Below are 22,439 nucleotides of genomic sequence, written 5' to 3'. Positions count from 1 at the left end.
ACCTATGGCGCGTCAGGTGCCTCACGCGGCCAGCCCCAGCAAGGCCAACAGGTCCGCGGTCACCACCCGGTAGGCGTTCCCGAGCCTGAGCACCTTGCACGGGTACTGGCCGCGCTTGGCCAGTTCGTAGCCCTTGCTCCGGCCGAGCCCCAACGCCCGGTTGCCCGTCTCCAGGTCAACGGCCGCCGGGAGCCTCAGAAGCTCCTCGCGACCCATCCCCTTCACCCATCCGGCGTCTTCGTTCTCGCGCATGCGCACTCCATCCATGACTGAGCCCACGGCGAACGTGACCTCCGCGTCCGTCTCCAGGTCTTGGAATCAACGCTAAGCGAGCTAACGTGTCTCCATGACACAACGCCGTAGCCATCCTGGAGAGAAGAAAGCCGACGACGGGGACGACGTCCCGGAGTGGGTGGACCAGGTCATGTCCACCGTGGCCGGCGAGGTCCGCAGACGACGGAAGGAACTGGGTTGGAGCGCGCAGGACTTGGCCGACAAGTGCGAGGAGATCGGCCATCCGATCCCTCGCAACGTCATCGCCAACATGGAGTCCGGGCGTCGCTCCAACCTGCCCTTGGTAGACGTCATGGTGCTGGCCGAGGCGCTCAACACCCCGCCCATCTGCCTGCTCTATCCCGTCGGCTACGTCGAGGACGTACAACGCCTTCCTCTCCAGCACCCGACCACGTCGCTGAACGCGCTGCGCTGGTTCACCGGGGAGGAGACCGCGCTCGGCACGGACGACGACATGCTCCGCTACTTCCGCGCCCACCACGCCGCGCAGGAGCAGATGCGCCGCGCACAGCAAGACGAGGAACACGCCCGCTACCAGGCCAAGACCGCCCCCAACGCGGATCGAAAGGCCGAGGCCCTTCGAGCCCAGGCGCAGGCCGCCGTAGCCGCCGAGAAGGCCAAGAGACGCCTGCACCGGGTCCGCGCCTTTATCGAGGAAGAGGGCGTCACACCCCCACACCTGTGGCCCGACGTCATCAGCGCCATCGAATCGACCGGCACCGACCCCGACACCACCGAGGAGAATGATCTTTGAAGGGCTCCACCTACCGCCGCTGCTCCTGCCGCGACCCGAAGACCGGCAAGGAACTCGGCACCTCCTGCCCCAAGCGCAACAGCAGGAACCACTGCACCTACTCCGTACGCCAGGAGCTCTCACCTCGCGAGGACGGCAGCCGTCGCTCCTTCGCCCGTGGCGGATACGGCAGTCTCAAGGCCGCCCAGGCCGACCTCGACCACGTACGCGCCCTCCTCGGACTCGCCGAATCGGACGACCCCGAGGGCACCGAACTCATCGCTGAGATGCTGGCCGAGGTCAGCCGCGAGCGCTCGCCCCTGCCCGAGGTCGAGGAGACGCGGCGGCGCCTCAACGCCGGCCGGGACCTCATCGGCAGCCTGACCGTCACCGAATGGCTCGACCGGTGGCTGGCCGGCAAGCGCATACGCAAGTCCGGCCTCAACCGCTACGAGACCGACATCCGCGTCCACCTGAAGCCGCGCATCGGCAACCGGCGCTTGGACCGGCTGCGCGTCAGCCACCTCAGCGAGATGTTCACCGACATCCGCGACGCCAACGCCCAGATCCTGGAGGACAACGCCCAACGCCGAGCCGCACTCGACGAGTTGGCGACCATCCCATGGAAGGGCGCGGAGCACCGTGCCCGCCGTAAGGCGATGAAGGCCGCGATCGACGAGATGCCGCCCTTCCGGCGCATCACCGGCCCCGCCACACGCCAGCACATCAAGGCGACCCTTCGTGCGGCCCTAAATGACGCGATCGGCCAGCAGATCATCACGTTCAACCCGGCCGCCTACGTCGAGATCGACCCCGTACGCAAGCCGAAGGCCCTGGTCTGGACGGACGAGCGGGTCGCCAAGTGGGAGCAGACGGGAGAGAAGCCGTCGCCCGTGATGGTCTGGACGCCCCAACAGACCGGCGCCTTCCTGGACTTCGTCGCCGATGACCGGCTGTACGCGATGTGGCACCTGATCGCCTTCCGCGGCCTGCGCCGTGGCGAGGCGTGCGGGCAGCCGTGGTCGGAGACGAACCTCGACACCCACTCGCTCACCGTCTCCTCCCAACTCGTGCAGGACGGCTGGGAGGTCGAGGCGTCCGATCCCAAGACGGACAGCGGCTATCGCGTGGTCGCGCTCGACGACGACACCGTCGATGTCCTGAAGCGCCACCGTGAACGCCAGGACGCTGCCCGCGAAGAATGGGGATCGGCTTGGGTCGACACCGGCCACGTCTTCACACAGGAAGACGGCTCCTGGCTCCACCCCGGCAAGGTGACCGACCTCTTCGAGCGGCTCGTCGCCGCCTCCGGCCTCCCGCCGATCCGGCTGCACGACCTGCGCCACGGCGCTGCCACCCTCATGCTCGCCGCCGACATCGACATCAAGATCGTGTCGGACACCCTCGGGCACAGCGACACCCGGATCACGCGGGACATCTACCAGAGCGTGCTCCCCCACGTGGGCAAGAGCGCCGCCGAGGCCACAGCGAAGCTCGTCCCTCTCCAGCGCAAGGCCGAGGCCGAGGAAGCGGCACGCAAGGCCGCGAAGAAGGAGAAGGCCAAGAACGCCGGCAAGGCAAAGGGCGGCAAGCCGAAGCTCAAACCGAAAGCCCAGGCCAAGGCGGGCAAGAAGGCCAAGCGCCGGAAGCCCAAGAAGTAGATCCCCGAGCCGCTCCGCTCACGCATCGCTCACGCAAGCACTCCCACGGCATCCCCATCGTGCGCCCCGCCACGCCCCAGGCATGAAAAAACCCCAGGTCACGGCGAGTGAGTCCTGGGGTTAATCCGAGCCGCCTTCGGGATTCGAACCCGAGACCTACGCATTACGAGTGCGTTGCTCTGGCCATCTGAGCTAAGGCGGCGCGCTGTCCACACCATGGTGCGATCAGCAACGTCGGAAAGTCTACACAGTTTCTGGGGGTGCTCCGTACACCCCCCGGACGCACCCCCGAACCCGGCGGCACCCAGCCTACGAGCAGCGCTTTCCCTCCCCGGGCGGGGTCCCGCGCAGCAGATACGCGTCGATCGTCGAGTCGATGCACGAGCTGCCCCGGCCGTAAGCCGTGTGACCGTCGCCGACGTACGTGAGCAGCCGGGCCGAAGACAGCTGGTGGGCCAGCGACTGGGCCCATGGATACGGTGTCGCCGGGTCGCGGGTCGTGCCGACGACCACGATGGGGGCGGCGCCCTTCGCCTCGATGCGGTGCGGCTCGCCCGTGGCCTTGACCGGCCAGTACGCGCAGCTCAGGGACGCCCAGGCGAGGCCGCGGCCGAAGACGGGGGACGCCTTCTCGAAGTCGGGGAGGGTCTGTTCGACCTGGTCGGGGGAGGTGAACGCGGGCGGCAGGTCGAGGCAGTTCACGGCGGCGTTGGCGAACATCAGGTTCGAGTAGCGGCCGTCGGCGTCACGCTCGTAGTAGCTGTCGGAGAGGACCAGCAGGCCCGCGCCGTCGTGCTCCTTCATCGCCGACGTGAGCGCCTCGCGCAGCTGCGGCCAGGCCGCCTCGTCGTACATCGCCGCGATGACGCCGGTGGTGGCGAGCGCCTCGCCGAGCTTGCGGCCGTCCGCGTCACCGGTGGGGATCGGGTGTGCGTCGAGCTTCTTGAAGAAGGCCTTCAGGTTGTCGCCGACCTGCTTCGGCGTCGTACGCCTGCCGCCGAGCGGGCAGTCGGTCTGCCGTACGCAGTCCTTCGCGAAGGACTGGAACGCCGTCTCGAAGCCCGCCGTCTGGTCGAGGTTCATGCGGCGCGCGGGTAGCGACGGGTCCATCGCGCCGTCCAGGACGACGCGGCCGACCCGGCCGGGGAAGAGTCCCGCGTACGTCGCGCCGAGGAACGTGCCGTACGACGCCCCGACGTACGTCAGTTTCCGGTCCCCTAGCACCGCCCGCAGAATGTCCATGTCACGCGCCGCCTCGACCGTCGAGACATGGCGCAGGAGGCCGGCTGAGTGAGCGCCGCAGCCTTCCGCGAACTTCTTGTACTCGTCGACGAGTGCGGTGGTCTCGCGCTGGTCGTCGGGGGTGGTGTCGGTCTGCGTGAACGTGTCCATGGCCCGCCCGCCGAGGCACTCCACCGGCTCGCTGCGGGCGACACCGCGGGGGTCCATCGCGACCATGTCGTAGCGGGCGCGGATCTCCGCCGGGTAGCCGATCCCGGCGTACTGCTGGAGATAGCCGACCGCCGAACCGCCCGGCCCGCCCGGATTCACCATCAACGAACCGAGCGGCTTGCCCTTCCCAGTGGCCTTCTTGCGGGCGACCGCGAGCCGGATGTCGCCGGCGCCGGGCTTGGCGTAGTCCAGCGGCGCCTTCATCGTGGCGCACTCGAAACCGGGGACACCGCAGGTGTGCCAGCTGAGCTTCTGCCCGTAGTACGACGTCAGCGTGGACGGCGTCGCCCGCGGCAGCGCGGCCAGCGCCACGTCCGCTGCCGGACTCGCGGCCGTCGTCGAACCCCCCGAGGAACACGCGGACACGAGCAGCGCGGCTACGGCGAGCAGCGCGCCACCGGTCCTGTGGGTGCGGCTGCGCCGACTCCCGTGCCGACTCCGGCTACTTCGACGGACCTCGACCTCGCTGGGCTGACTCGGCTGACTGCTCCGGCTGGGCCGGCGAAGGGGGCGCCTGATGTGCATCGCCCGAGCGTAACGCTGCGCGATCTCTTGAATGCCGTACGTGCATGATCGGCCCCGGACGAGTTACGCCGTCAACCTCGCGTCCGTCACCCTCCGACGAATCAACCCGCCGCCCATCCGGCCACGCCAGCGGATCACCCCACCCGGCCCGCCCAGCCCCCTCAACCCGCTCTGAGCGCCAACGTCATCGCCTCCACCGCGAGCAGCGGAGCCACATTGCGGTCGAGCGCGTCCCTGCACGCGCCGATCGCCTCGATACGGCGCAACGTGGACTCCGGCGAACCGGCCCGCGCGAGCCGCTCCAACGCGTCCTCGGCGTCCGCGTTGGCGATCGCCACCCGGGAACCGAGCTGGAGGGCGAGCACATCCCGGTAGAACGCGGTGAGGTCGGTCAGCGCGAGGTCGAGGCTGTCGCGCTGCGTCCGCGTTCTCCGGCGCTTCTGCTTGTCCTCCAGGTCCTTCATCACCCCGGCCGTGCCGCGCGGCATCCGGCTGCCCTGGCCGCCGCCCATGGCCGCCTTCATCTCCTCGGTCTCCTTGTCGTCCACCTCCTCGGCCAGCTGCTTGGCGTCCTCGGCGGCCGCGTCCACCAGCTCCTGGGCGGCCTTGAGACACCCGCCGACGTCCTCGACGCGCAACGGCAGCTTCAGGACGGCGGCCCGGCGCTGGCGGGCGGCCGGGTCGGTGGCCAGGCGGCGGGCCCGGTCGACATGGCCCTGCGTGGCACGCGCGGCGGCCATCGCCACGGCGGGCTCGACGCCTTCCCGCCGGATGAGCAGGTCGGCGACGGCGTCGACCGAGGGCGTCGTCAGGTTCAGGTGGCGGCAACGGGAGCGGATCGTGGGGAGGACGTCCTCGATCGAGGGGGCGCAGAGGAGCCACACCGTGCGGGGAGCGGGTTCCTCCACGGCCTTGAGGACCGCGTTGGCCGACTTCTCGTTAAGCCGCTCGGCGTCCTCGACCAGGATGATCTGCCAACGGCCCGTCGCCGGTGACGTGAAGGACTTGCGGACCGTGTCCCGCATGTCGTCGGCGAGGATCTGCGTGCCGACCGCGGCGACCGTGGTGACGTCGGCGTGGGTGCCGATCAGCGCCGTATGACAGCCGTCGCAGAAGCCGCAGCCGGGGCTGCCGCCGAGCGCGCGGTCGGGGCTCACGCACTGCAACGCGGCGGCGAAGGCCCGCGCCGCCTGATTCCGCCCGGCGCCGGGCGGGCCCGTGAACAGCCAGGCGTGCGTCATCTTCGACGCCTCCGGCGGGGCCGTGCCGGTGCTCGCGGCGGTGACGAAGGCGTCGGCGTCCCGAGCGGCGGCATCGAGCTGCTCACTCACCTTCTCCTGCCCCACCAGGTCATCCCACACCGTCATGGGTCACCGGCCCTTTCGTCACGCTTCGAGTCACGGAATCCATTGTGCGGGCCACCACTGACAACGGGGCCAGGGTGTTGTGCGGGGCGCCGATCGGGAGGGGGCGGAGTTGGGTGGGGGCGCTGATTGGGTGGGGTCGGGAGCCGAGTGCGGGACCCCGACTCGGGGTGGGTGGGAGCCGGTGCGGGACCCCGACTGGGAGTGGGCGGGAGCCGGGTGCGGGGCGCCAATCGGAAGGGGACGGGAGCTGCGTGTGGGGGTCCGACCGAGAGGGGGCCAGAGCTGGGCGTGGGCTCCGATCGGGAGGAAGCCGGGTGCGGGACGCCGATCCGGAAGGGCCGGGCGCCGCGTGCGGGGCCCGATCCGGAAGGGCCGACCGCTGCGTGCGGGGCACTGATGCCGGGGCGCACACACGAGGCGCGGGTCACCACCCCGACCGACGCCGCCACCCCCTCGGCCCACGTCACCATCCACCCTGCGCGCCCATGGCCGTCAGCCCACACCCCGTCACCGTCAACCCCGGGCGCCCGTCACCATCAGCCCGACACCCCATCACCGTCAGACCTGCGCGCCCGCCGTCACCATGAGCCCCGCGCGCCCGCGACCCTAAGCCCCGCACCCCACAGACCTCAGCCCCGACGCCCCCGCCCACGACCCCGCCGCCCGGTGTCGTCGTCGTGGTCGCCGTCCTCGCGCGGGCCGAGCAGTTCGTCGGCCAGGGAGGGCAGGTCGTCCAGCGGGGTCTCCTCGGCCCAGTCGGGACGCGGCCGGCGCCGGGGGGTGCCATGCTCGTCGACCTGGGGCAGCTCGCGGGTGCGGTCCTCGCCGCCATCGGCGCGGTCGCCGGGCCGTTCGTCCCGGAAGTACCCGGCAGGCACCCGGTCCGAAGGACCGTGGTCGCGCACCGGCGGCAGCACCGCGGTCTCGTCCGCCGCGCCGACCGGCGGCAGCACGGCCGTCTCGTCGGCCGCACCGGACGGGACGGGCGGCAGTACCGCCGTCTCCTCCGTGGCGGACACCGGCGGCAGTACGGCCGTCTCGTCCGCCGCCCCCGCGGGAGCCGGCGGCTGCGGCAGCTCGGCCGTCGTCTCGGAGTCACGTACGTCGGAGTCACGTACGTCGGAGTCGCGCTTCTCGGCGTCCGGAGACACCGACCGCAGCACGGCCGTGTCCTCCGCCGACCGGCCACCCGCACCAGCACCGGACGGCTTCACCACCGGCGTCTGCACGGTCGACGCCTCGGGCCTGACCCCCGGGACCGGAGGAGCCGTCGGCTGACGGGCAGCCCGCTCCGCAGCGGCCGCCGCCTCGGCCGCCAACCGGCGTGCCTCCTCGGCCGCGAGCAGGGCCGCCTCGGCCTTGCGCTGCTTCTCCAGCCGACGTGCCTCCGCCTCGGCGCGCAGCCGGGCCTCGTCCTCGGCCTGCTTACGCAGCCGGTCGGCCTCCGCCCTGCGGCGGGACTCCTCGGCGGCGCGGGCCTCCTCCTCGGCCAGGAGGCGTGCCTTCTCCTCCTCGGCACGCCTGCGTGCGTCCTCGGCGCGCTGCCGGGCCTCCTCGGCCTGGCGCTCGGCCTCGCGACGCTGGGCCTCCTCCAGCTCGCGCCGCTTGCGCTCCTCCTCCTCGGCGCGCAGCTGGGCGAGCCGCTCCTGGCGCTCGCGCTCCAGGCGCTCCTCCTCGGCCTTGCGCGCGGCCTCTTCCTCGGCCTTGCGGCGGGCCTCCTCCTCGGCGGCCTTGCGCGCCTCCTCCTGGGCCTTGATCTCGGCCTCGGAGAGCGGCAGGACAGTGTCGAGGCGGTGCCTGATCACCGTGGTGACGGCCTCGGGCTCCTGGCCCGCGTCCACCACGAGGTAGCGGCTGGGGTCGGCGGCGGCCAGCGTGAGGAAACCGGACCGTACGCGCGCGTGGAACTCGGCGGGCTCCGACTCCAGTCGGTCCGGCGCCTCCGTGAACCGCTCGCGGGCGGTCTCCGGGTCCACGTCCAGCAGGACGGTCATGTGCGGGACGAGTCCGGCGGTCGCCCAGCGGTTGATGCGGGCGATCTCGGTCGGGGACAGGTCCCGGCCCGCGCCCTGGTAGGCGACGGAGGAGTCGATGTAGCGGTCGGAGACGACGACCGCTCCGCGCTCCAGGGCGGGCCGTACGACGGTGTCGACGTGCTCCGCGCGGTCGGCGGCGTAGAGCAGGGCCTCCGCGCGGTGGGACAGTCCCGCCGACGACACGTCGAGCAGGATCGACCGCAGCCGCTTGCCGACCGGGGTCGCACCGGGCTCGCGGGTCAGCACGACCTCGTGTCCCTTGCCCCGGATCCACTCGGCGAGTGCCTCGGCCTGGGTGGACTTGCCGGCGCCGTCGCCGCCCTCCAGGGCGATGAAGAAGCCGCTGGTCGCGGGGACCGTCTCGGGGTCGTCGCCGCCGAGCAGCGCGTCCCGCAGGTCGTGGCGGAGCGGCACTCCCGCGCGGTCGTCGACCTTGGCCAGGACCAGCGCGGCGACCGGCAGCAGCAGGGCACCGACCAGCATCAGGGTGAACGCGGCACCGCCGTGCGCGAACACGAACTTGCCGTTCTCCAGGCGGTGCGGGCCGATCAGCGCCGCCACCAGGGGGGCGATCAGCGCGCCGAGCGCCACCGCGACCCGGACGACCGCGTGCAGGTGCTCGGTCGTGCGGGCCTTGCGGTAGTCCTCGGCCTCCTGGTCGAGCAGGGTGTGCCCGGTGTTGGCGGCCACGCCCGCGCCGATGCCGGCGAGCGCGACGATCAGCAGCACGGTGGTGACGTCCGGGACCAGGCCGGCGGCGAGCAGCGCGACGCCGGTGAAGGCGATGGCGAGGGTCAGCAGCCGGCGGCGGGACAGGGTCGGCAGCAGCGAGGGCGCCGTACGGATGCCGATCACGACTCCGCCGGTCAGGCCGAGCACCAGCAGCCCGAAGGTCACCGGGCCGCCGTGCAGATCCTTGGCCTGGAGCACGGACACGGCGACGGCGGCGGAGATCGCCCCGGCGACGGCCGCGCAGGCGATCACGAGCAGCGCGATCGCGCCCGTACGGCCCTTGTCGATGCCGGTGCCCGTCCGGGGGCGGCGCAGCCCTTCGAGCGGCGACCGCGCGCGCGGGGTGCGGATTCCGGGCAGTTCCAGGGCGGTCAGGACGGAGAGGGACGCGGCGAACAGCCCGGCCGCGAGGTACGAACCGAGTGCGGCCTGGTGCTGGTCGAACCACGCGACGCCGGTGCCCAGCAGGTTGTTGAGCAGGGCCGCCACGACGAGTGCGGCGGCGGCGAGCGGGATGGCCACGAAGCTCGTGCGGAGCGAGAGCCTGCGCAGGGCGTCCATGTGGTCGGGCAGCGGCCGGACCGTGGCGCCCTCGGGCGGCGGGGCCGGCAGCAGGGCGGGCGCCGCGCTCTCGCGGCACACCGTCCAGAAGCGCTCGGCGACTCCGGTGACGAAGGCGGTCACCAGGAGCACCGCCAGTGCGTTGTCCGGAGTCCAGTCGATCCACAGGGGGGCGACGATCAACAGTGCGGCCCGCAGGCCGTCCGCGCCGACCATGGTCCAACGCCGGTCGAGCGGCCCTTCCTGGGAAGTGAGCGAGGTGAGCGGGCCGAGCAGCACCGCCCCGAAGAGCAGCGTCGCCAGGACGCGCGCCCCGAAGACGGTCGCCACCGCGAACGCCACACCCCGATAACCACCGCCGAACGAGCCCTGGGCGATCGCCGCCTGGAAGGCGAGCACGACCAGGACCAGCAGGGCGAGGGTGTCACCGACACCCGTCACGAACTGCGCACTCCACAGCCGCTTGAGCTGCGGTTGGCGCAGCAGGGCGCGGACGGCACGCTCGCGGGAGTCCGCGACAAGGGCGTCGTCGGGGGCCGGCTGGTGGCCCGTTGGCTGCTCGGCTGGCGTCATGCTTTCAGCCTATCCGCAGCCACCGACATCAAGCCGCGCCCGCCCGGAGCCGCACACACCCCGACACCAAAGTGATGCCGGGGCGTGTGTTTCGCGACCTTGTGGTGCAGGAAGCGTGTGCTGATCGGTTCTCAGGCGGGAGCCCGACGGACCGTGAGCTCTCGTCCGTCAGGACTCATCCGTCAGCTCTCGTCCGTCAGTCCTCGGACGTGACCTTGGAGGAGGCCGTCTTCTTGGCGGTGGCGGCGGCCGTCGTCTTCTTGGCGGCCGTCGTCGTCTTCTTCGCCACGGTCTTCTTGGCCGTCGTCGTCTTCTTGGCGGGCGCCTTCTTGGCCGCCGCCTTCTTCGCCGGGGCCTTCTTCGCCGTCTTCTTGGCGGGCGCCTTGGCCCGCTTCTCGGCGAGCAGCTCGTAGCCGCGCTCCGGGCTGATGTCCTCGACGCTGTCGCCGGAGCGCAGGGTCGCGTTGGTCTCGCCGTCGGTGACGTACGGCCCGAAACGGCCGTCCTTGACGACGACGGGCTTCTCGCTGACCGGGTCGGTGCCCAGTTCCTTCAGCGGCGGCTTGGCGGCGGCCCGGCCGCGCTGCTTGGGCTGGGAGTAGATCTCCAGCGCCTCTTCGAGGGTGATCGTGAAGAGCTGGTCCTCGGCCGTCAGCGAGCGGGAGTCCGTGCCCTTCTTCAGGTACGGCCCGTAGCGGCCGTTCTGCGCGGTGATCTCGACGCCCTCGGCGTCCTTGCCGACGACGCGGGGCAGCGACATCAGCTTGAGGGCATCGGCGAGTGTCACCGTGTCCAGGGACATCGACTTGAACAGCGAGGCCGTACGCGGCTTGACGGCGTTCTTCCCGGTCTTCGGGGTGCCCTCGGGGAGCACCTCGGTGACGTACGGGCCGTAGCGGCCGTCGCGGGCGATGATCTGGTGGCCCGACTCGGGGTCGACGCCCAGCTCGAAGTCGCCGCTCGGCTTGGCGAGCAGTTCCTCGGCGTGCTCGACGCTGAGCTCGTCCGGCGCGAGGTCCTCGGGGACGTCGGCGCGCTGGTGGTTCTCGGAGTCCTTCTCGCCGCGCTCCACGTAGGGGCCGTAGCGGCCGACGCGCAGCATGATGTCGTTGCCGACCGGGAAGGACGACACCTCGCGGGCGTCGATCGCGCCCAGGTCGGTGACGAGTTCCTTGAGGCCGCCGAGGTGGTCGCCGTCGCCGTTGCCGGCCTCGGCGGCGCCGCGGGCCTCGCCCTCGCCGAAGTAGAAGCGCCGCAGCCACGGCACGGCCTGTGCCTCGCCGCTGGCGATGCGGTCGAGGTCGTCCTCCATCTTGGCGGTGAAGTCGTAGTCGACGAGCCGCCCGAAGTGCTTCTCCAGGAGGTTGACCACGGCGAAGGACAGGAAGGACGGCACCAGGGCCGTGCCCTTCTTGAAGACGTAGCCGCGGTCGAGGATCGTGCCGATGATCGACGCGTACGTCGACGGGCGGCCGATCTCGCGCTCTTCGAGCTCCTTGACCAGGCTGGCCTCGGTGTAGCGGGCCGGGGGCTTGGTGGCGTGCCCGTCGACCGTGAGTTCCTCGGCGGTGAGCGCGTCACCCTCGGCGACCTGCGGCAGCCGGCGCTCGCGGTCGTCCAGCTCGGCGTTCGGGTCGTCGGCGCCCTCCACGTAGGCCTTCAGGAAGCCGTGGAAGGTGATCGTCTTCCCGGAGGCGCTGAATTCGACGTCCCGGCCGTCGGACGAGGTGCCCGCGATCTTCACGGTGACGGAGTTTCCGACCGCGTCCTTCATCTGGGAGGCGACGGTCCGCTTCCAGATCAGCTCGTAGAGCTTAAACTGTTCGCCGGTCAGGCCGGTTTCGGCGGGCGTGCGGAAACGATCACCCGAAGGACGGATCGCCTCGTGCGCCTCCTGGGCGTTCTTGACCTTCCCGGCGTACACGCGCGGCTGGGCCGGCAGGTAGTCGGCGCCGTACAGCTGCGTCACCTGGGCGCGGGCGGCGGTGACGGCCGTCTCGCTCAGGGTCGTGGAGTCCGTACGCATGTAGGTGATGTAGCCGTTCTCGTACAGCTTCTGCGCGACCTGCATCGTGGCCTTCGCGCCGAAGCCGAGCTTGCGGCTGGCCTCCTGCTGGAGCGTCGTCGTACGGAACGGCGCATACGGAGAGCGTCGATACGGCTTCGACTCGACGGACCGGACGGCGAACCGCGTGTCCTCCAGGGCGGCGGCCAGCGCGCGGGCGTTGGCCTCGTCCAGGTGGAGGGTGTTCGCGCCCTTGATCTGGCCGAGGGAGTCGAAATCGCGTCCCTGGGCGACGCGCTTGCCGTCGACCGCCTGAAGACGGGCGACCAGGGTCGACGGGTCGCTCGCGTCACCGGCCCGACCGGTCCCGAAGGTGCCGGTCAGGTCCCAGTACTCGGCGGAACGGAAGGCGATGCGCTCGCGCTCCCGCTCGACGACGAGCCGGGTGGCGACGGACTGGACACGGCCGGCCGACAGGCGCGGCATGACCTTCTTCCAGAGGACCGGCGAGACCTCGTAGCCGTAGAGGCGGTCGAGGATGCGGCGGGTCTCCTGGGCGTCGACCATCAGCTGGTTCAGGTCGCGCGGGTTGGCCACGGCGGCGCGGATCGCGTCCTTGGTGATCTCGTGGAACACCATGCGCTTGACCGGGACCTTGGGCTTCAGGACCTCCAGGAGGTGCCACGCGATGGCCTCGCCCTCGCGGTCCTCATCGGTGGCCAGGAAGAGTTCGTCGGAGTCCTTGAGGAGGTCCTTGAGCTTCTTGACCTGGGCCCGCTTGTCGGCGTTGACCACATAGATCGGTTCGAAGTCGTGGTCGACATCCACACCGAGGCGGCGGACCTCGCCGGTGTACTTCTCAGGCACCTCCGCGGCGCCGTTGGGAAGGTCGCGGATGTGCCCGACGCTCGCCTCGACGACATATCCGGGGCCGAGGTAGCCCTTGATCGTCTTCGCCTTGGCAGGGGACTCGACGATGACGAGTCGGCGGCCGCCGTGTGCGGTCTCGCTGGTCGGGGACAACTTCGCTCTTCTCTCCGGTCGACGCTGGGGCCTCCCCCGGAGTCGCTTCCCCCGGGGTCGGGTCATGGTGACGCTGCGGAGTGTGACGGTACATCCCGCCCCCGTGTCAAACGGTAAAAGCCCGCAACGGCCACTCGAACGGTAACCCGACTACCGCCATTCCTGCCGCCCGGAGTCCCCACCGGCCTCTTCCGAGCCGTCCGGAGAGTGATCGCCCAGTTGTCCGCCGACCGTCCGCCGACGGTCCGTGCCGCGGCTACGGTGCGCTGCTCAGACGTGCAGGAAGCACCAGGTGCCGAGCAGGAGGGCGACGACCGCGGCGAGGCTCGCGAGGGTCGCCGATGCGACCGGGTTCACACCTTGGGCGACGGGTTCGCGGTGCCGGACCCTGACCACGGTCCACAGCAGCAGCGCGCCTCCGAACAGGGCGAACACCAACCCCGCGAAGATCGCAGGCCCGCTCTCCATGCGTGTCCCCTCCCGGCCGGATGCCACGGTCCCGGAGGCTGGCACCCGCGGGCGACGGGCGGGCCAACCCCGGGTGAACTCGCGGCGGACAGCGCTCAGGCGGTCGCGCCGGAGGACGATATCGCGCCGGTCGTCCGGGAGCGGTCGGCCTCCCCGACGGTGCACACGACGGAGTCGAAACCGGCCTTCCAATTGTTCTCGTCGGACAGATACCCGAAGACGGAACGGTCGGATCCGGGTGCCCAAGTCGACTCGAACCTGTTGGCGCACAGCGTGTTCGCCCGCCGCAGCGCGTCCTCGAACGCCATCGCCTTCGGGGCGGTCACAGAACCGATCACCTGGTCGGTGTGCTGATCGGCACAGTCGGTCAGGGTCGCGGTGAAGTACGTCGTGTGATCGACGTACAGCCAGCAGTCGCCGACGCTCATCTCGGTGGTCCACACGTTTGACCCGGTGCTCCGGAAGCGCCCTATCGCGCCACCGATCGGCACGTGCCGGCCGAGCACGAGACACGCCGTACCGCGCCCGGCGGCCCGGAAACCGGCCTCGGTCGGCGTGAGCGCGTAGACACCCGCGTCGGCCAGCGCCCCGACCACCCCCTTGACGTCACCCGAGCACCGCTCACCCCCGTGATCCCGCGCGTCGGCGAAGTCCCTCGTCGCGTCGACGGCCATCACCTGCCCGTCCGGCACGCCGTGCGCACAGTCCACGACCCGCAGCTCGGGCCGCGACGAGAACGCCGTTCCCGTCCACACGGCACGCACGCAATCTCCGGTCCGGAGCGCCTTCTTGAGCCCGACATCGGGCCCGTACGGGTAGTCGGCACCGGCACTGGCACTGGCACTGGCACCGGTCCCGGATGACGGCGACCCGTCCGGGGATGCCTTCTTCGTCGCCGCCGTGTGCTTGCCGCCGCTGCTCAACGAGGTCGCGGCCCAGACGCCACCGGCGACCACGAGGACGACGGCTACGACGAGGGCGAGGATCGCGACGAACGGCATCCGCCGCCGCCCGCCTCCATGCGCCGGCCCGCCGACGCCAGACCCCGGCCGACCGTGCCGGCCCGCGTACGGGGGTGTCGGCGCGGTGCCCTGGTAAGGGCTCGGCCGAGGGTCCTGGTGCGCATCCTGGTGCGCGTCCTGGTGAGGTCCCGGATACGGCTGCTCGTAGGGCGTCGTGGGGGTGTTCGCGTAGGGGTTCCATTCGCCGTGCGGGGTGCGCTCGGGCGGGCCGGGGTGGCTTTGCGGGGAGTACGGGGAGGTGGCGGGGGGTGGGGAGTTGGGTGTTGGTGGCGTGATTGGGGGTTGTGGGGTCTCTGGGGGCGGCGGGGTGTCCCGGGATGGCGGGGTGCTAAGGGGTTGTGGGGTGCCGGGAGTGTGGGGAGCGCCGGGGGTCGGCGGGGCGCCCGGGGTGTGCGGGGTGCCGGAGGTCGGGGGGGTGCCCGGGGTGTGCAGGGCTTGCGGGTTGCCTGGCGAGGGCGAGGTGCCGGGGGTGTGGGGGGTGCCGAGGGTCGGCATAGTGCCCGGAGTGTGCAGGGCCTGCGGATTGCCTGGCGCAGACGAGATGCCGGGGGCCTCTGGAGTGTTGGGGGTCGGCAGGGTGGCCGACGAGTGCGGGATGTCGTACGGAATCTTCGAGGTTCCCGGAGTGTGCGACATGCCGGAGGTGTTCGGGGCCTGCGGGGCTCCCGGGGTCTGCGGGATGCCTGCCGTGTGCGAGATGCCGGGGGCCTGCGGGATGCCCGGAGCCTCCGGAGCGCTCGGAGTCTCCGGTGTTCCCGAGGCCTCCGGTGTACCTGGCGTCCGCGGGCTGCCCGCAGTGGGGCGGCCTACGGGTGTGAAGCCCCCGAGGGCTGCCGCGGGCCGGTCACCGTACGGCGCCGTGTCCGGGTGGGTGGCCCCGGTTCCCTCCGGGGTCCGGGGAGCGTAGGGGCCGCCTACGTAGGGACCGCCCAAGGCGTATCGGGACGGCCCGCCCGGGAGTTGACGCCGGGACCCTCCCGGGAGTTGGCCTTGTGCCCCACCCGGGAATCGGCCTTGTGCCCCGCCCGGGGCTGCCCCCTGAGTCCCACTCTCCGCATGAGCGGGCTGATCACTCTCGACGTACCCGGGTGAGCCGCCGGGGGTATCGCCATACCGGCCACTTCCCCCGTAGCCCGCTGAGCCACTCCCACCCGGCCTGGACACACCGTCAGCGACAGACCCCAGCGGCTGATCAGCCGAGCCCCGGCCACCCGGCGCCGAGCCGAACCCGTCCGCCGCCGAACCGGAACCCCCCTGGCCCGAGCCGGCCCCCTCCGATGTCGAACCGGAACCCCCTTGCTCCGAAGCGGAGTCATCCGATGCCACGCCGACTCCCTCCGGCGCCGAACCGAACCCATCCGGTCCTAGGCCGAATCCATCCGGTGCCGGACCAGGCCCCTCCGCCGCCGGCGCAAACCCCTCCGGCGGCGGCCCGAACCCGTCCGGCAACCGCCCGAAGCCATCCGCCCCCTGAACGAACGCGCCCCCGGCGCCACCACTGACGAACGCGTCCCTGCCCGCCCCCACACCTGACGCGTCCGGGTCCGTGTCCACCCCCACGCCTGACGTGTCCCTGTTCGCCCCCGCGTCTGACGTGTCCGTGTCCGCCCCCACGCCTAACGCATCCGTGGCCGCCCCCCGCCCAAACGCACCCACATCCGCTCCGCCGCCAAAAGCGTCCCCGTCGGCTCCCCTCCCGAACACACCCCTATCCGCACCCCGACCCGCCACTTCCCCGCCATCCGCCCAACCAGACGCACCCCCATCCGCCCCCGGCCCGAGCCCATCCGCCCCCTCTCGGAACCCACCCACCCCCGCCCCGAACCACCCCACCGTCCCCGCCGCCGTCCCATCCCCCTGCGCACCCCGAACCCCCCGCGCCACCCGCTCCAACCCCAACGCCACCCGCTCCGGCGCCGACCTCAACACCGGGTCCTTGACCAGCAACCCCTGGAGCACCGGCGCCAGTTCGCCCGCGCGGACGGCCGGCGTCGGCTCCTCACCGAGCAGCGCAGTGAACGGAGCGAAATCGACCCGGCGATCGAACGGCCCCCGCCCCTCGACGGCGGCGTACAGCGTCGCGCCGAGGGAGAACAGATCCGCCGCCGGGGTGGGCGGCTCGCCGCGAGCCCGCTCCGGGGCGAGGTTGCCGGGCGAGTCGGGGATTCCCGGCACGGCGGTGGGCCGGAGTTCGGCGGACTCGGATCGGAGGGCGATGCCGTAGCCGGTGAGCAGCACGCGTGCGTACGGGTCACCCGAAGTGTCCGGCGCCAGAAGGATGTTGGCCGGTTTCACATCCCGGTGCAGGACGCCGTTGCGGTGTCCGGCGGTGAGCGCCTCGAGGACGGCGAGCCCGATGCGGGCCACCCGGGCGGGCGGCAGCGGGCCCGAACGCCGTAGGACCGCCTGGAGGTCGATGCCGTCCGGGACGTACTCCATCACGATCCATGGCATGCCCTCGTGGACCACCACGTCGTGCACGGTCACCACATGCGGATGGCCGCGCAGCCTGGTGGCCGCGTGCCGCGCCTCACGCCGCGCCCGCGCGACGCGCCGAGCCAGCTGCTCGCCAAGGCCTCCCGGCACGTCCGGCACACCCCGCGCGTCCGGCAGCGAGATCTCCTTCACGACGACCTCGCAGGCCAACTCCTCGTCGTACGCGAGCCATACGCGACCCGCGCCGCCCGCGCCACCCATGCCACCCATGCCAAGCGTGCGCAGCACCCGGTAGCGGCCGTTGCCGACCCTGCCCTCACCTTGTTCCGGCGTACCCCCGGCCATCACGCCTCCACCGAGACGGCGCGCCTCCCCCGAGGACGCGTGGAACCTGTCTCCGAAGGTAGCCTCGCACCCGCCACTGACAAGAGGTCTTTTCCACAGCGGACCCGAATAATCACACCGGATACGGACACACGCGACTCACGGGCACGAACAGGCCCCACGCGTGACGCCGTACCGGGCCGGGCCCGGCCGAGCCGCGCAGCAGAGGGCGCCCGCCGAGCCAGCCCACGCACGACGACGCCGCCCGGCGCTCCCACACACGGCGCCCGCCGACCCGAACCCGCCCCACCGCCAACGCGCGACAGCCGCCCGCCCCGACCCGACCCGCTCAGCCCACCGGCTCCAAGAACCCCTGCTCCACCAGCAACCGAATCTGCGCCGGCGTCCGATCGCGGAGCAGGACCGGGTCCTCGCCCACGAGTTGGGCGATCGCGTCCAGGATGCGCCCCGCGCTCAGCGTGCCGTCGCAGACGCCCGCGAAGCCCGCGCCGACGGTGTCGACCTTGGTCGCCCGGCGCATCCCCCGGTGCTGGCGCAGCACGACGTGCTCGGGGTCCTCCGCGCCGGGCAGCCCGACCTGTTCCTGGATGATTTCGGGGGCGAGCCTGAAGTGGGCGGCGAGCAGGGCCGCGTCGTCATGGGCGCGCAGATAGTCGACCCGGTCGAAGTGCTCCCGCACGGTGTCCCCGAGCGGCTGCTCGACCGGGTGCGGCCACTCCTCGACGGTGATCGAGGGTGCGTCGGAGTCCGTCCTGCGCAGGGTGATCCAGCCGAAGCCCACGGCCTTGACCTTGCGCGCCTCGAACTCGTCGAGCCACGCGTCGTAGAGCGCCTCGTACGCGGTCGTGTCGCCCCGGTGGTCGCCCGCGTCCCTGAGCCACAACTCGGCGTACTGCGTGACGTCCTGGACCTCGCGCTGGACGATCCAGGCGTCGCACCCGCGCGGCACCCACGAGCGCAGCCGGTCCTGCCAGTCCTCCCCCTCCACGTGCTGCCAGTTGGCGAGGAACTGTGCGAATCCGCCCTCCCGCAGCCGCTCCCCCGCCTGCTGAACGAGCGACCGGCACAGATCGTCCCCGCCCATCCCGCCGTCGCGGTACGTCAGCCGCGCGCCCGGCGAGATCACGAACGGCGGATTGGACACGATGAGTTCGTACGTCTCGTCGTCCCGGACCGGCTCGAAGAGCGAGCCCTCGCGGAGGTCGGCGGCCTGCGCGCCGGACAGCGCGAGGGTGAGCGCGGTGATGTGCAGGGCACGGGGGTTGAGGTCGGTGGCCGTCACGCGCGTGGCGTGCCGGGACGCGTGCAGCGCCTGGATGCCGGAACCGGTGCCGAGGTCGAGCGCGGCGGAGACCGGTGTCCGTACGGTGATCCCCGCGAGCGTGGTGGACGCGCCGCCCACCCCGAGGACGACGCCTTCCTCCCGGCTGCCGATCCCGCCGGCCCCGCCGACCGCGCACCCCAGGTCGGACACGATGAACCAGTCCTCGCCGTCGGGCCCGCCGTACGGCCGCACGTCCACGGTCGCGGCGACCTCGTCGGTGCCCACGGAGACCAGCCAGCCGCTCTCCAGGCACGCGGTGACGGGCAGGACGTCGGCCACGCGTGCGTGCGGCACGGGCTGCTGGAGGAGGAACAGCCGGACCAGCGTCTCCAGCGGGGTGTCGCCTCTGGTCGCCCGGAGCGCCGGCACGGTCTCGCTGCGGGCGAGCGCCGTGTACGCGGGGGCGCCGAGCAGGTCGAGCAGTCCGTCGGCGGTGAAGGCGGCGCCGAGCAGGGCGTCCCGGAGCCGGGCGGCGACCTCCGGGCGGTCGGATTCGGGCAGGGCGGGGAGGCTGGAGTTACTCACACCCCCATTGTGGCCGCTCCCGCCGACACCGCGCCCGCGCGGCCGAAGGCCCCGGCACGCACGCGTACCGGGGCATCTTTCAGGTGCTGAAAGATCGCTGCCTACGGGAGGCGGCCCCGAGGCGACGTCCTATAGGGACGCCATTTCCGGACGGGTCAGGCCGCCGACGAGGAAGCCGCCGGCGTCGCCGTCTTGCACGCCTCCTGCTTGGTCATCGCCTTGCCGACGTCGCCCTCTTCGAGGGTCTTCAGCGCGTCGTTCCCGCTCGTGCTGAGCTTGTCCAGGGAGGTCGCGATGCCCTTGAGGCCGTCCGCGAACTTCGCCTGGTCCTTGGTGTTCAGCGCGTCCACCTGCGTCTTCAGGGTGGCGTACGACGTGGAGATGTCGTTGAGCTCCTTGACCGCGTCCTGCTGCTTCTTCGCGCCGTTGTCGACGTCCGGCGCGCCGGCGGTGTTCACGGCGGCCCCGATCGCCTTGTACGCGTCGGACATGTCCTGGAAGGCCTGCGAGTCGGTCTTCTGGACCTCTTCCGGGGTGCTGTTGTCCGAGGTCTCCTTCTGGATCGCCGTGTTGGCGGCCTCGATCTTCTTCGCCTGCGGCTGTACCGCGACGCAGACCTGCTTGGCCCAGGCGTCCAGCTTGGCGTCGCTGTTGTCGCCGCTGCCGCCGCATCCCGACAGCCCCAGTACCAGTACCGCACCGCCGGACAGTGCGAGCGCAAGCTTCTTGTTCACCGGATCGGTCCCTTCCATGGCTCTCGGCCCCGGAACATACACGGCGGACGGGCCACCCCTCCGGGCCCAAGGTCCGATAGGAGACCTTTTGGGGCCATTTGCACCAAGCGAGAGAAGGCTCACGGCGAGGTCCTGAACACAGCCCAAGCGGGCGGGCGACGCCCACAACTCGCGCCGCCCGCCCGCCCGTTGAGCCGAGTCCCGCTGGACCTCCTACGACACGACGGCCGGGTCCGCCGACTTGGCCGACCGGTCGTTGTCGTCCCCGTCCCCCACGGCGATCCCGCGCCGCTTGGAGATGTACACGGAGACGGCGATCACGAGGAACGCGAGCACCGAGATCGTGATGCGCACCCCGATGTTCTTGTCGCCGCCGTAGCTGAACTTGATGACCGCGGGCGCGATGAGCAGCGCGACGAGGTTCATCACCTTCAGCAGTGGGTTGATGGCCGGGCCCGCGGTGTCCTTGAACGGGTCGCCGACCGTGTCGCCGATCACCGTGGCGGCATGGGCCTCGCTGCCCTTGCCGCCGTGGTTGCCGTCCTCGACGAGTTTCTTCGCGTTGTCCCAGGCACCGCCCGAGTTCGCGAGGAAGACCGCCATCAGCGTGCCGGTGCCGATCGCGCCCGCGAGGAACGAGCCGAGCGCGCCGACGCCGAGCGTGAACCCGACCGCGATCGGCGTGAGCACGGCGAGCAGGCCGGGGGTGGCCAGCTCACGCAGCGCGTCCTTGGTGCAGATGTCGACGACGCGGCCGTACTCCGGTGTCTCGGTGTAGTCCATGATCCCGGGGTGCTCGCGGAACTGCCGCCGCACCTCGTAGACCACGGACCCCGCGGACCGCGAGACGGCGTTGATCGCGAGCCCCGAGAAGAGGAAGACGACCGCGGCGCCGACGATGAGCCCGACCAGGTTGTTGGGCTGGGAGATGTCCATCATCAGGTTGAGCGGCGCGCCCGGGCCCGAGACCTTCTCGCCGACGTCGTTGGCGGCGGTGACGATCGCGTCCCGGTACGACCCGAAGAGCGCCGACGCCGCCAGGACGGCGGTCGCGATGGCGATGCCCTTCGTGATGGCCTTGGTGGTGTTGCCCACCGCGTCCAGGTTGGTGAGCACCTGCGCGCCCGCGCCCTCGACGTCACCGGACATCTCGGCGATGCCCTGCGCGTTGTCGGAGACCGGCCCGAAAGTGTCCATGGCGACGATCACACCGACCGTGGTGAGCAGCCCCGTACCGGCCAGCGCCACCGCGAACAGCGCCAGCATGATCGAGGCACCGCCGAGCAGGAACGCCCCGTAGACCGCGAGTCCGATCAACAGGGCGGTGTAGACGGCCGATTCGAGGCCGAGCGAGATCCCGGCGAGGATGACGGTGGCCGGGCCGGTGAGCGAGGTCTTGCCGATGTCCATGACGGGACGGCGGTTGGTCTCCGTGAAGTAGCCGGTCAGCTGCTGGATCAGCGCGGCGAGGACGATGCCGATGGCCACGGCGACGAGCGCGAGGATCCGCGGATCGCCGTCCTTGGCCTTGATCGCCGCGTCGGTGACGCCGTCGAGGCCGCCGTACGACGACGGCAGGTAGACGAAGACCGCGACCGCCACCAGCACGAGCGAGATCACCGCGGAGATGAAGAATCCCCGGTTGATCGCGGACATGCCGCTGCGGTCGGTCCGGCGTGGCGCCACCGCGAAGATGCCGATCATGGCGGTGATCACACCGATCGCCGGCACGAGCAGCGGGAAGGCCAGCCCGGAGTCGCCGAAGGCCGCCTTGCCGAGGATCAGCGCGGCGACCAGTGTCACGGCGTACGACTCGAAGAGGTCGGCCGCCATGCCCGCGCAGTCGCCGACGTTGTCGCCCACGTTGTCGGCGATGGTCGCGGCGTTGCGCGGGTCGTCCTCCGGGATGCCCTTCTCGACCTTGCCGACCAGGTCGGCGCCGACGTCGGCGGCCTTGGTGAAGATGCCGCCGCCGACGCGCATGAACATGGCGATGAGGGCGGCACCGAGGCCGAATCCCTCCAGCACCTTGGGCGCGTCGGCCGCGTACACCAGCACCACGCACGAGGCGCCCAGCAGACCGAGCCCCACCGTGAACATGCCGACGACGCCGCCCGTGCGGAAAGCGATCTTCATTGCTTTGTGCGAGACGGCGGTGAGATCCTTTTCCGGCTCACCCTCCGCCGGGGTCGCTTCCCGGGCCGCCGCGGCGACACGGACATTACTGCGTACGGCGAGCCACATGCCGATATAGCCGGTGGCCGCCGAGAACACCGCACCGATCAGGAAGAAGATCGACCGTCCGGCGCGTTGATTCCAGTCGTCCGCGGGGAGCAGCAGAAGCAGGAAGAAAACGATCACGGCGAATACGCCGACCGTGCGCAACTGCCGTCCCAGATAGGCGTTGGCGCCCTCCTGGACCGCTGCCGCGATCTTCTTCATGCTGTCGGTGCCCTCACCGGCCGCGAGCACCTCGCGGACCAGGATGCCCGCGACCACGAGCGCGGCCAGCGCCACGAGGCCGATCACCATCACGAGGATGCGGTTGTCGTCGGTCAGAACTGCGGCTGCGAAGGTTGTGGGGTGGTCAAACTGCTGAGGGGTAGAAAGCCCCGCCATTCGT

The 22,439-nt window shown here is 71.4% G+C and carries 12 protein-coding genes, 1 tRNA gene and 1 pseudogene; 2 read left to right on the top strand and 12 right to left on the bottom strand.

Annotation, left to right across the window (positions count from 1 at the left end; genetic code table 11):
- Window positions 1–21: 21 nt before the first annotated feature.
- Window positions 22–252: a hypothetical protein gene (locus tag ACIRB1_RS32425; RefSeq protein ID WP_328880190.1), complete on the bottom strand. Its 231-nt coding sequence runs from the start codon at window positions 250–252 to the stop codon at window positions 22–24.
- A gap of 94 nt (window positions 253–346) precedes the next feature.
- On the opposite strand from ACIRB1_RS32425, the gene ACIRB1_RS32420 reads away from it, so the two are divergent.
- Window positions 347–1,048 carry a helix-turn-helix domain-containing protein gene (locus ACIRB1_RS32420; protein WP_403467885.1) on the top strand — a complete coding sequence of 234 codons (702 nt, stop codon included), beginning with the start codon at window positions 347–349 and terminating at the stop codon, window positions 1,046–1,048.
- Window positions 1,045–2,688: a tyrosine-type recombinase/integrase gene (locus ACIRB1_RS32415; RefSeq protein WP_403467884.1), complete on the top strand. Its 1,644-nt coding sequence runs from the start codon at window positions 1,045–1,047 to the stop codon at window positions 2,686–2,688. Before ACIRB1_RS32420 ends, ACIRB1_RS32415 begins: the two co-directional genes overlap by 4 nt.
- Before the next feature lie 128 nt (window positions 2,689–2,816).
- Here ACIRB1_RS32415 and ACIRB1_RS32410 read toward each other — a convergent pair.
- The 11 genes and pseudogenes from ACIRB1_RS32410 to ACIRB1_RS32360 all read right to left on the bottom strand — a co-directional run bounded on the left by ACIRB1_RS32410 (window position 2,817) and on the right by ACIRB1_RS32360 (window position 22,435).
- Window positions 2,817–2,890 (bottom strand) — tRNA-Thr (locus ACIRB1_RS32410).
- A gap of 107 nt (window positions 2,891–2,997) precedes the next feature.
- A complete protein-coding gene (locus tag ACIRB1_RS32405; protein WP_403467883.1) occupies window positions 2,998–4,665 on the bottom strand; it encodes an alpha/beta hydrolase in 1,668 nt (555 codons plus the stop codon).
- Window positions 4,666–4,826: 161 nt separating this feature from the next.
- Window positions 4,827–6,032 (bottom strand): DNA polymerase III subunit delta', encoded by a 1,206-nt coding sequence (locus ACIRB1_RS32400; protein WP_403467882.1) that lies wholly within the window; start codon window positions 6,030–6,032, stop codon window positions 4,827–4,829.
- Window positions 6,033–6,661: 629 nt separating this feature from the next.
- A complete protein-coding gene (gene tmk / locus ACIRB1_RS32395; protein ID WP_352184008.1) occupies window positions 6,662–9,934 on the bottom strand; it encodes a dTMP kinase in 3,273 nt (1,090 codons plus the stop codon).
- Between the two features lie 196 nt (window positions 9,935–10,130).
- Entirely contained in the window at window positions 10,131–12,962 is a 2,832-nt protein-coding gene (topA, locus tag ACIRB1_RS32390) for a type I DNA topoisomerase (protein WP_403467881.1), read from the bottom strand.
- A gap of 270 nt (window positions 12,963–13,232) precedes the next feature.
- Window positions 13,233–13,430 (bottom strand): hypothetical protein, encoded by a 198-nt coding sequence (locus ACIRB1_RS32385; RefSeq protein ID WP_403467880.1) that lies wholly within the window; start codon window positions 13,428–13,430, stop codon window positions 13,233–13,235.
- Window positions 13,431–13,525: 95 nt separating this feature from the next.
- Entirely contained in the window at window positions 13,526–14,431 is a 906-nt protein-coding gene (locus ACIRB1_RS32380; RefSeq protein WP_403467949.1) for a septum formation family protein, read from the bottom strand.
- Between the two features lie 1,767 nt (window positions 14,432–16,198).
- Window positions 16,199–17,233 (bottom strand): annotated as a pseudogene (locus ACIRB1_RS32375) (serine/threonine-protein kinase); the annotation flags it as partial.
- Window positions 17,234–17,561: 328 nt separating this feature from the next.
- On the bottom strand, window positions 17,562–19,082 hold the full coding sequence (locus ACIRB1_RS32370; protein WP_403467879.1) for a methyltransferase: 1,521 nt from the start codon (window positions 19,080–19,082) through the stop codon (window positions 17,562–17,564).
- A 155-nt stretch (window positions 19,083–19,237) separates the two neighbouring features.
- Entirely contained in the window at window positions 19,238–19,834 is a 597-nt protein-coding gene (locus ACIRB1_RS32365; RefSeq protein ID WP_352184004.1) for a small secreted protein, read from the bottom strand.
- Between the two features lie 195 nt (window positions 19,835–20,029).
- A complete protein-coding gene (locus tag ACIRB1_RS32360; protein ID WP_403467878.1) occupies window positions 20,030–22,435 on the bottom strand; it encodes a sodium-translocating pyrophosphatase in 2,406 nt (801 codons plus the stop codon).
- Between the last annotated feature and the right edge of the window lie 4 nt (window positions 22,436–22,439).

It is taken from the genome of Streptomyces sp. NPDC096013, from assembly GCF_044763565.1.
Classification (GTDB): Bacteria; Actinomycetota; Actinomycetes; order Streptomycetales; family Streptomycetaceae; genus Streptomyces.
Note: the sequence above shows the minus strand (reverse complement) of the source record. Positions and strands in the feature narration are given on the sequence as shown.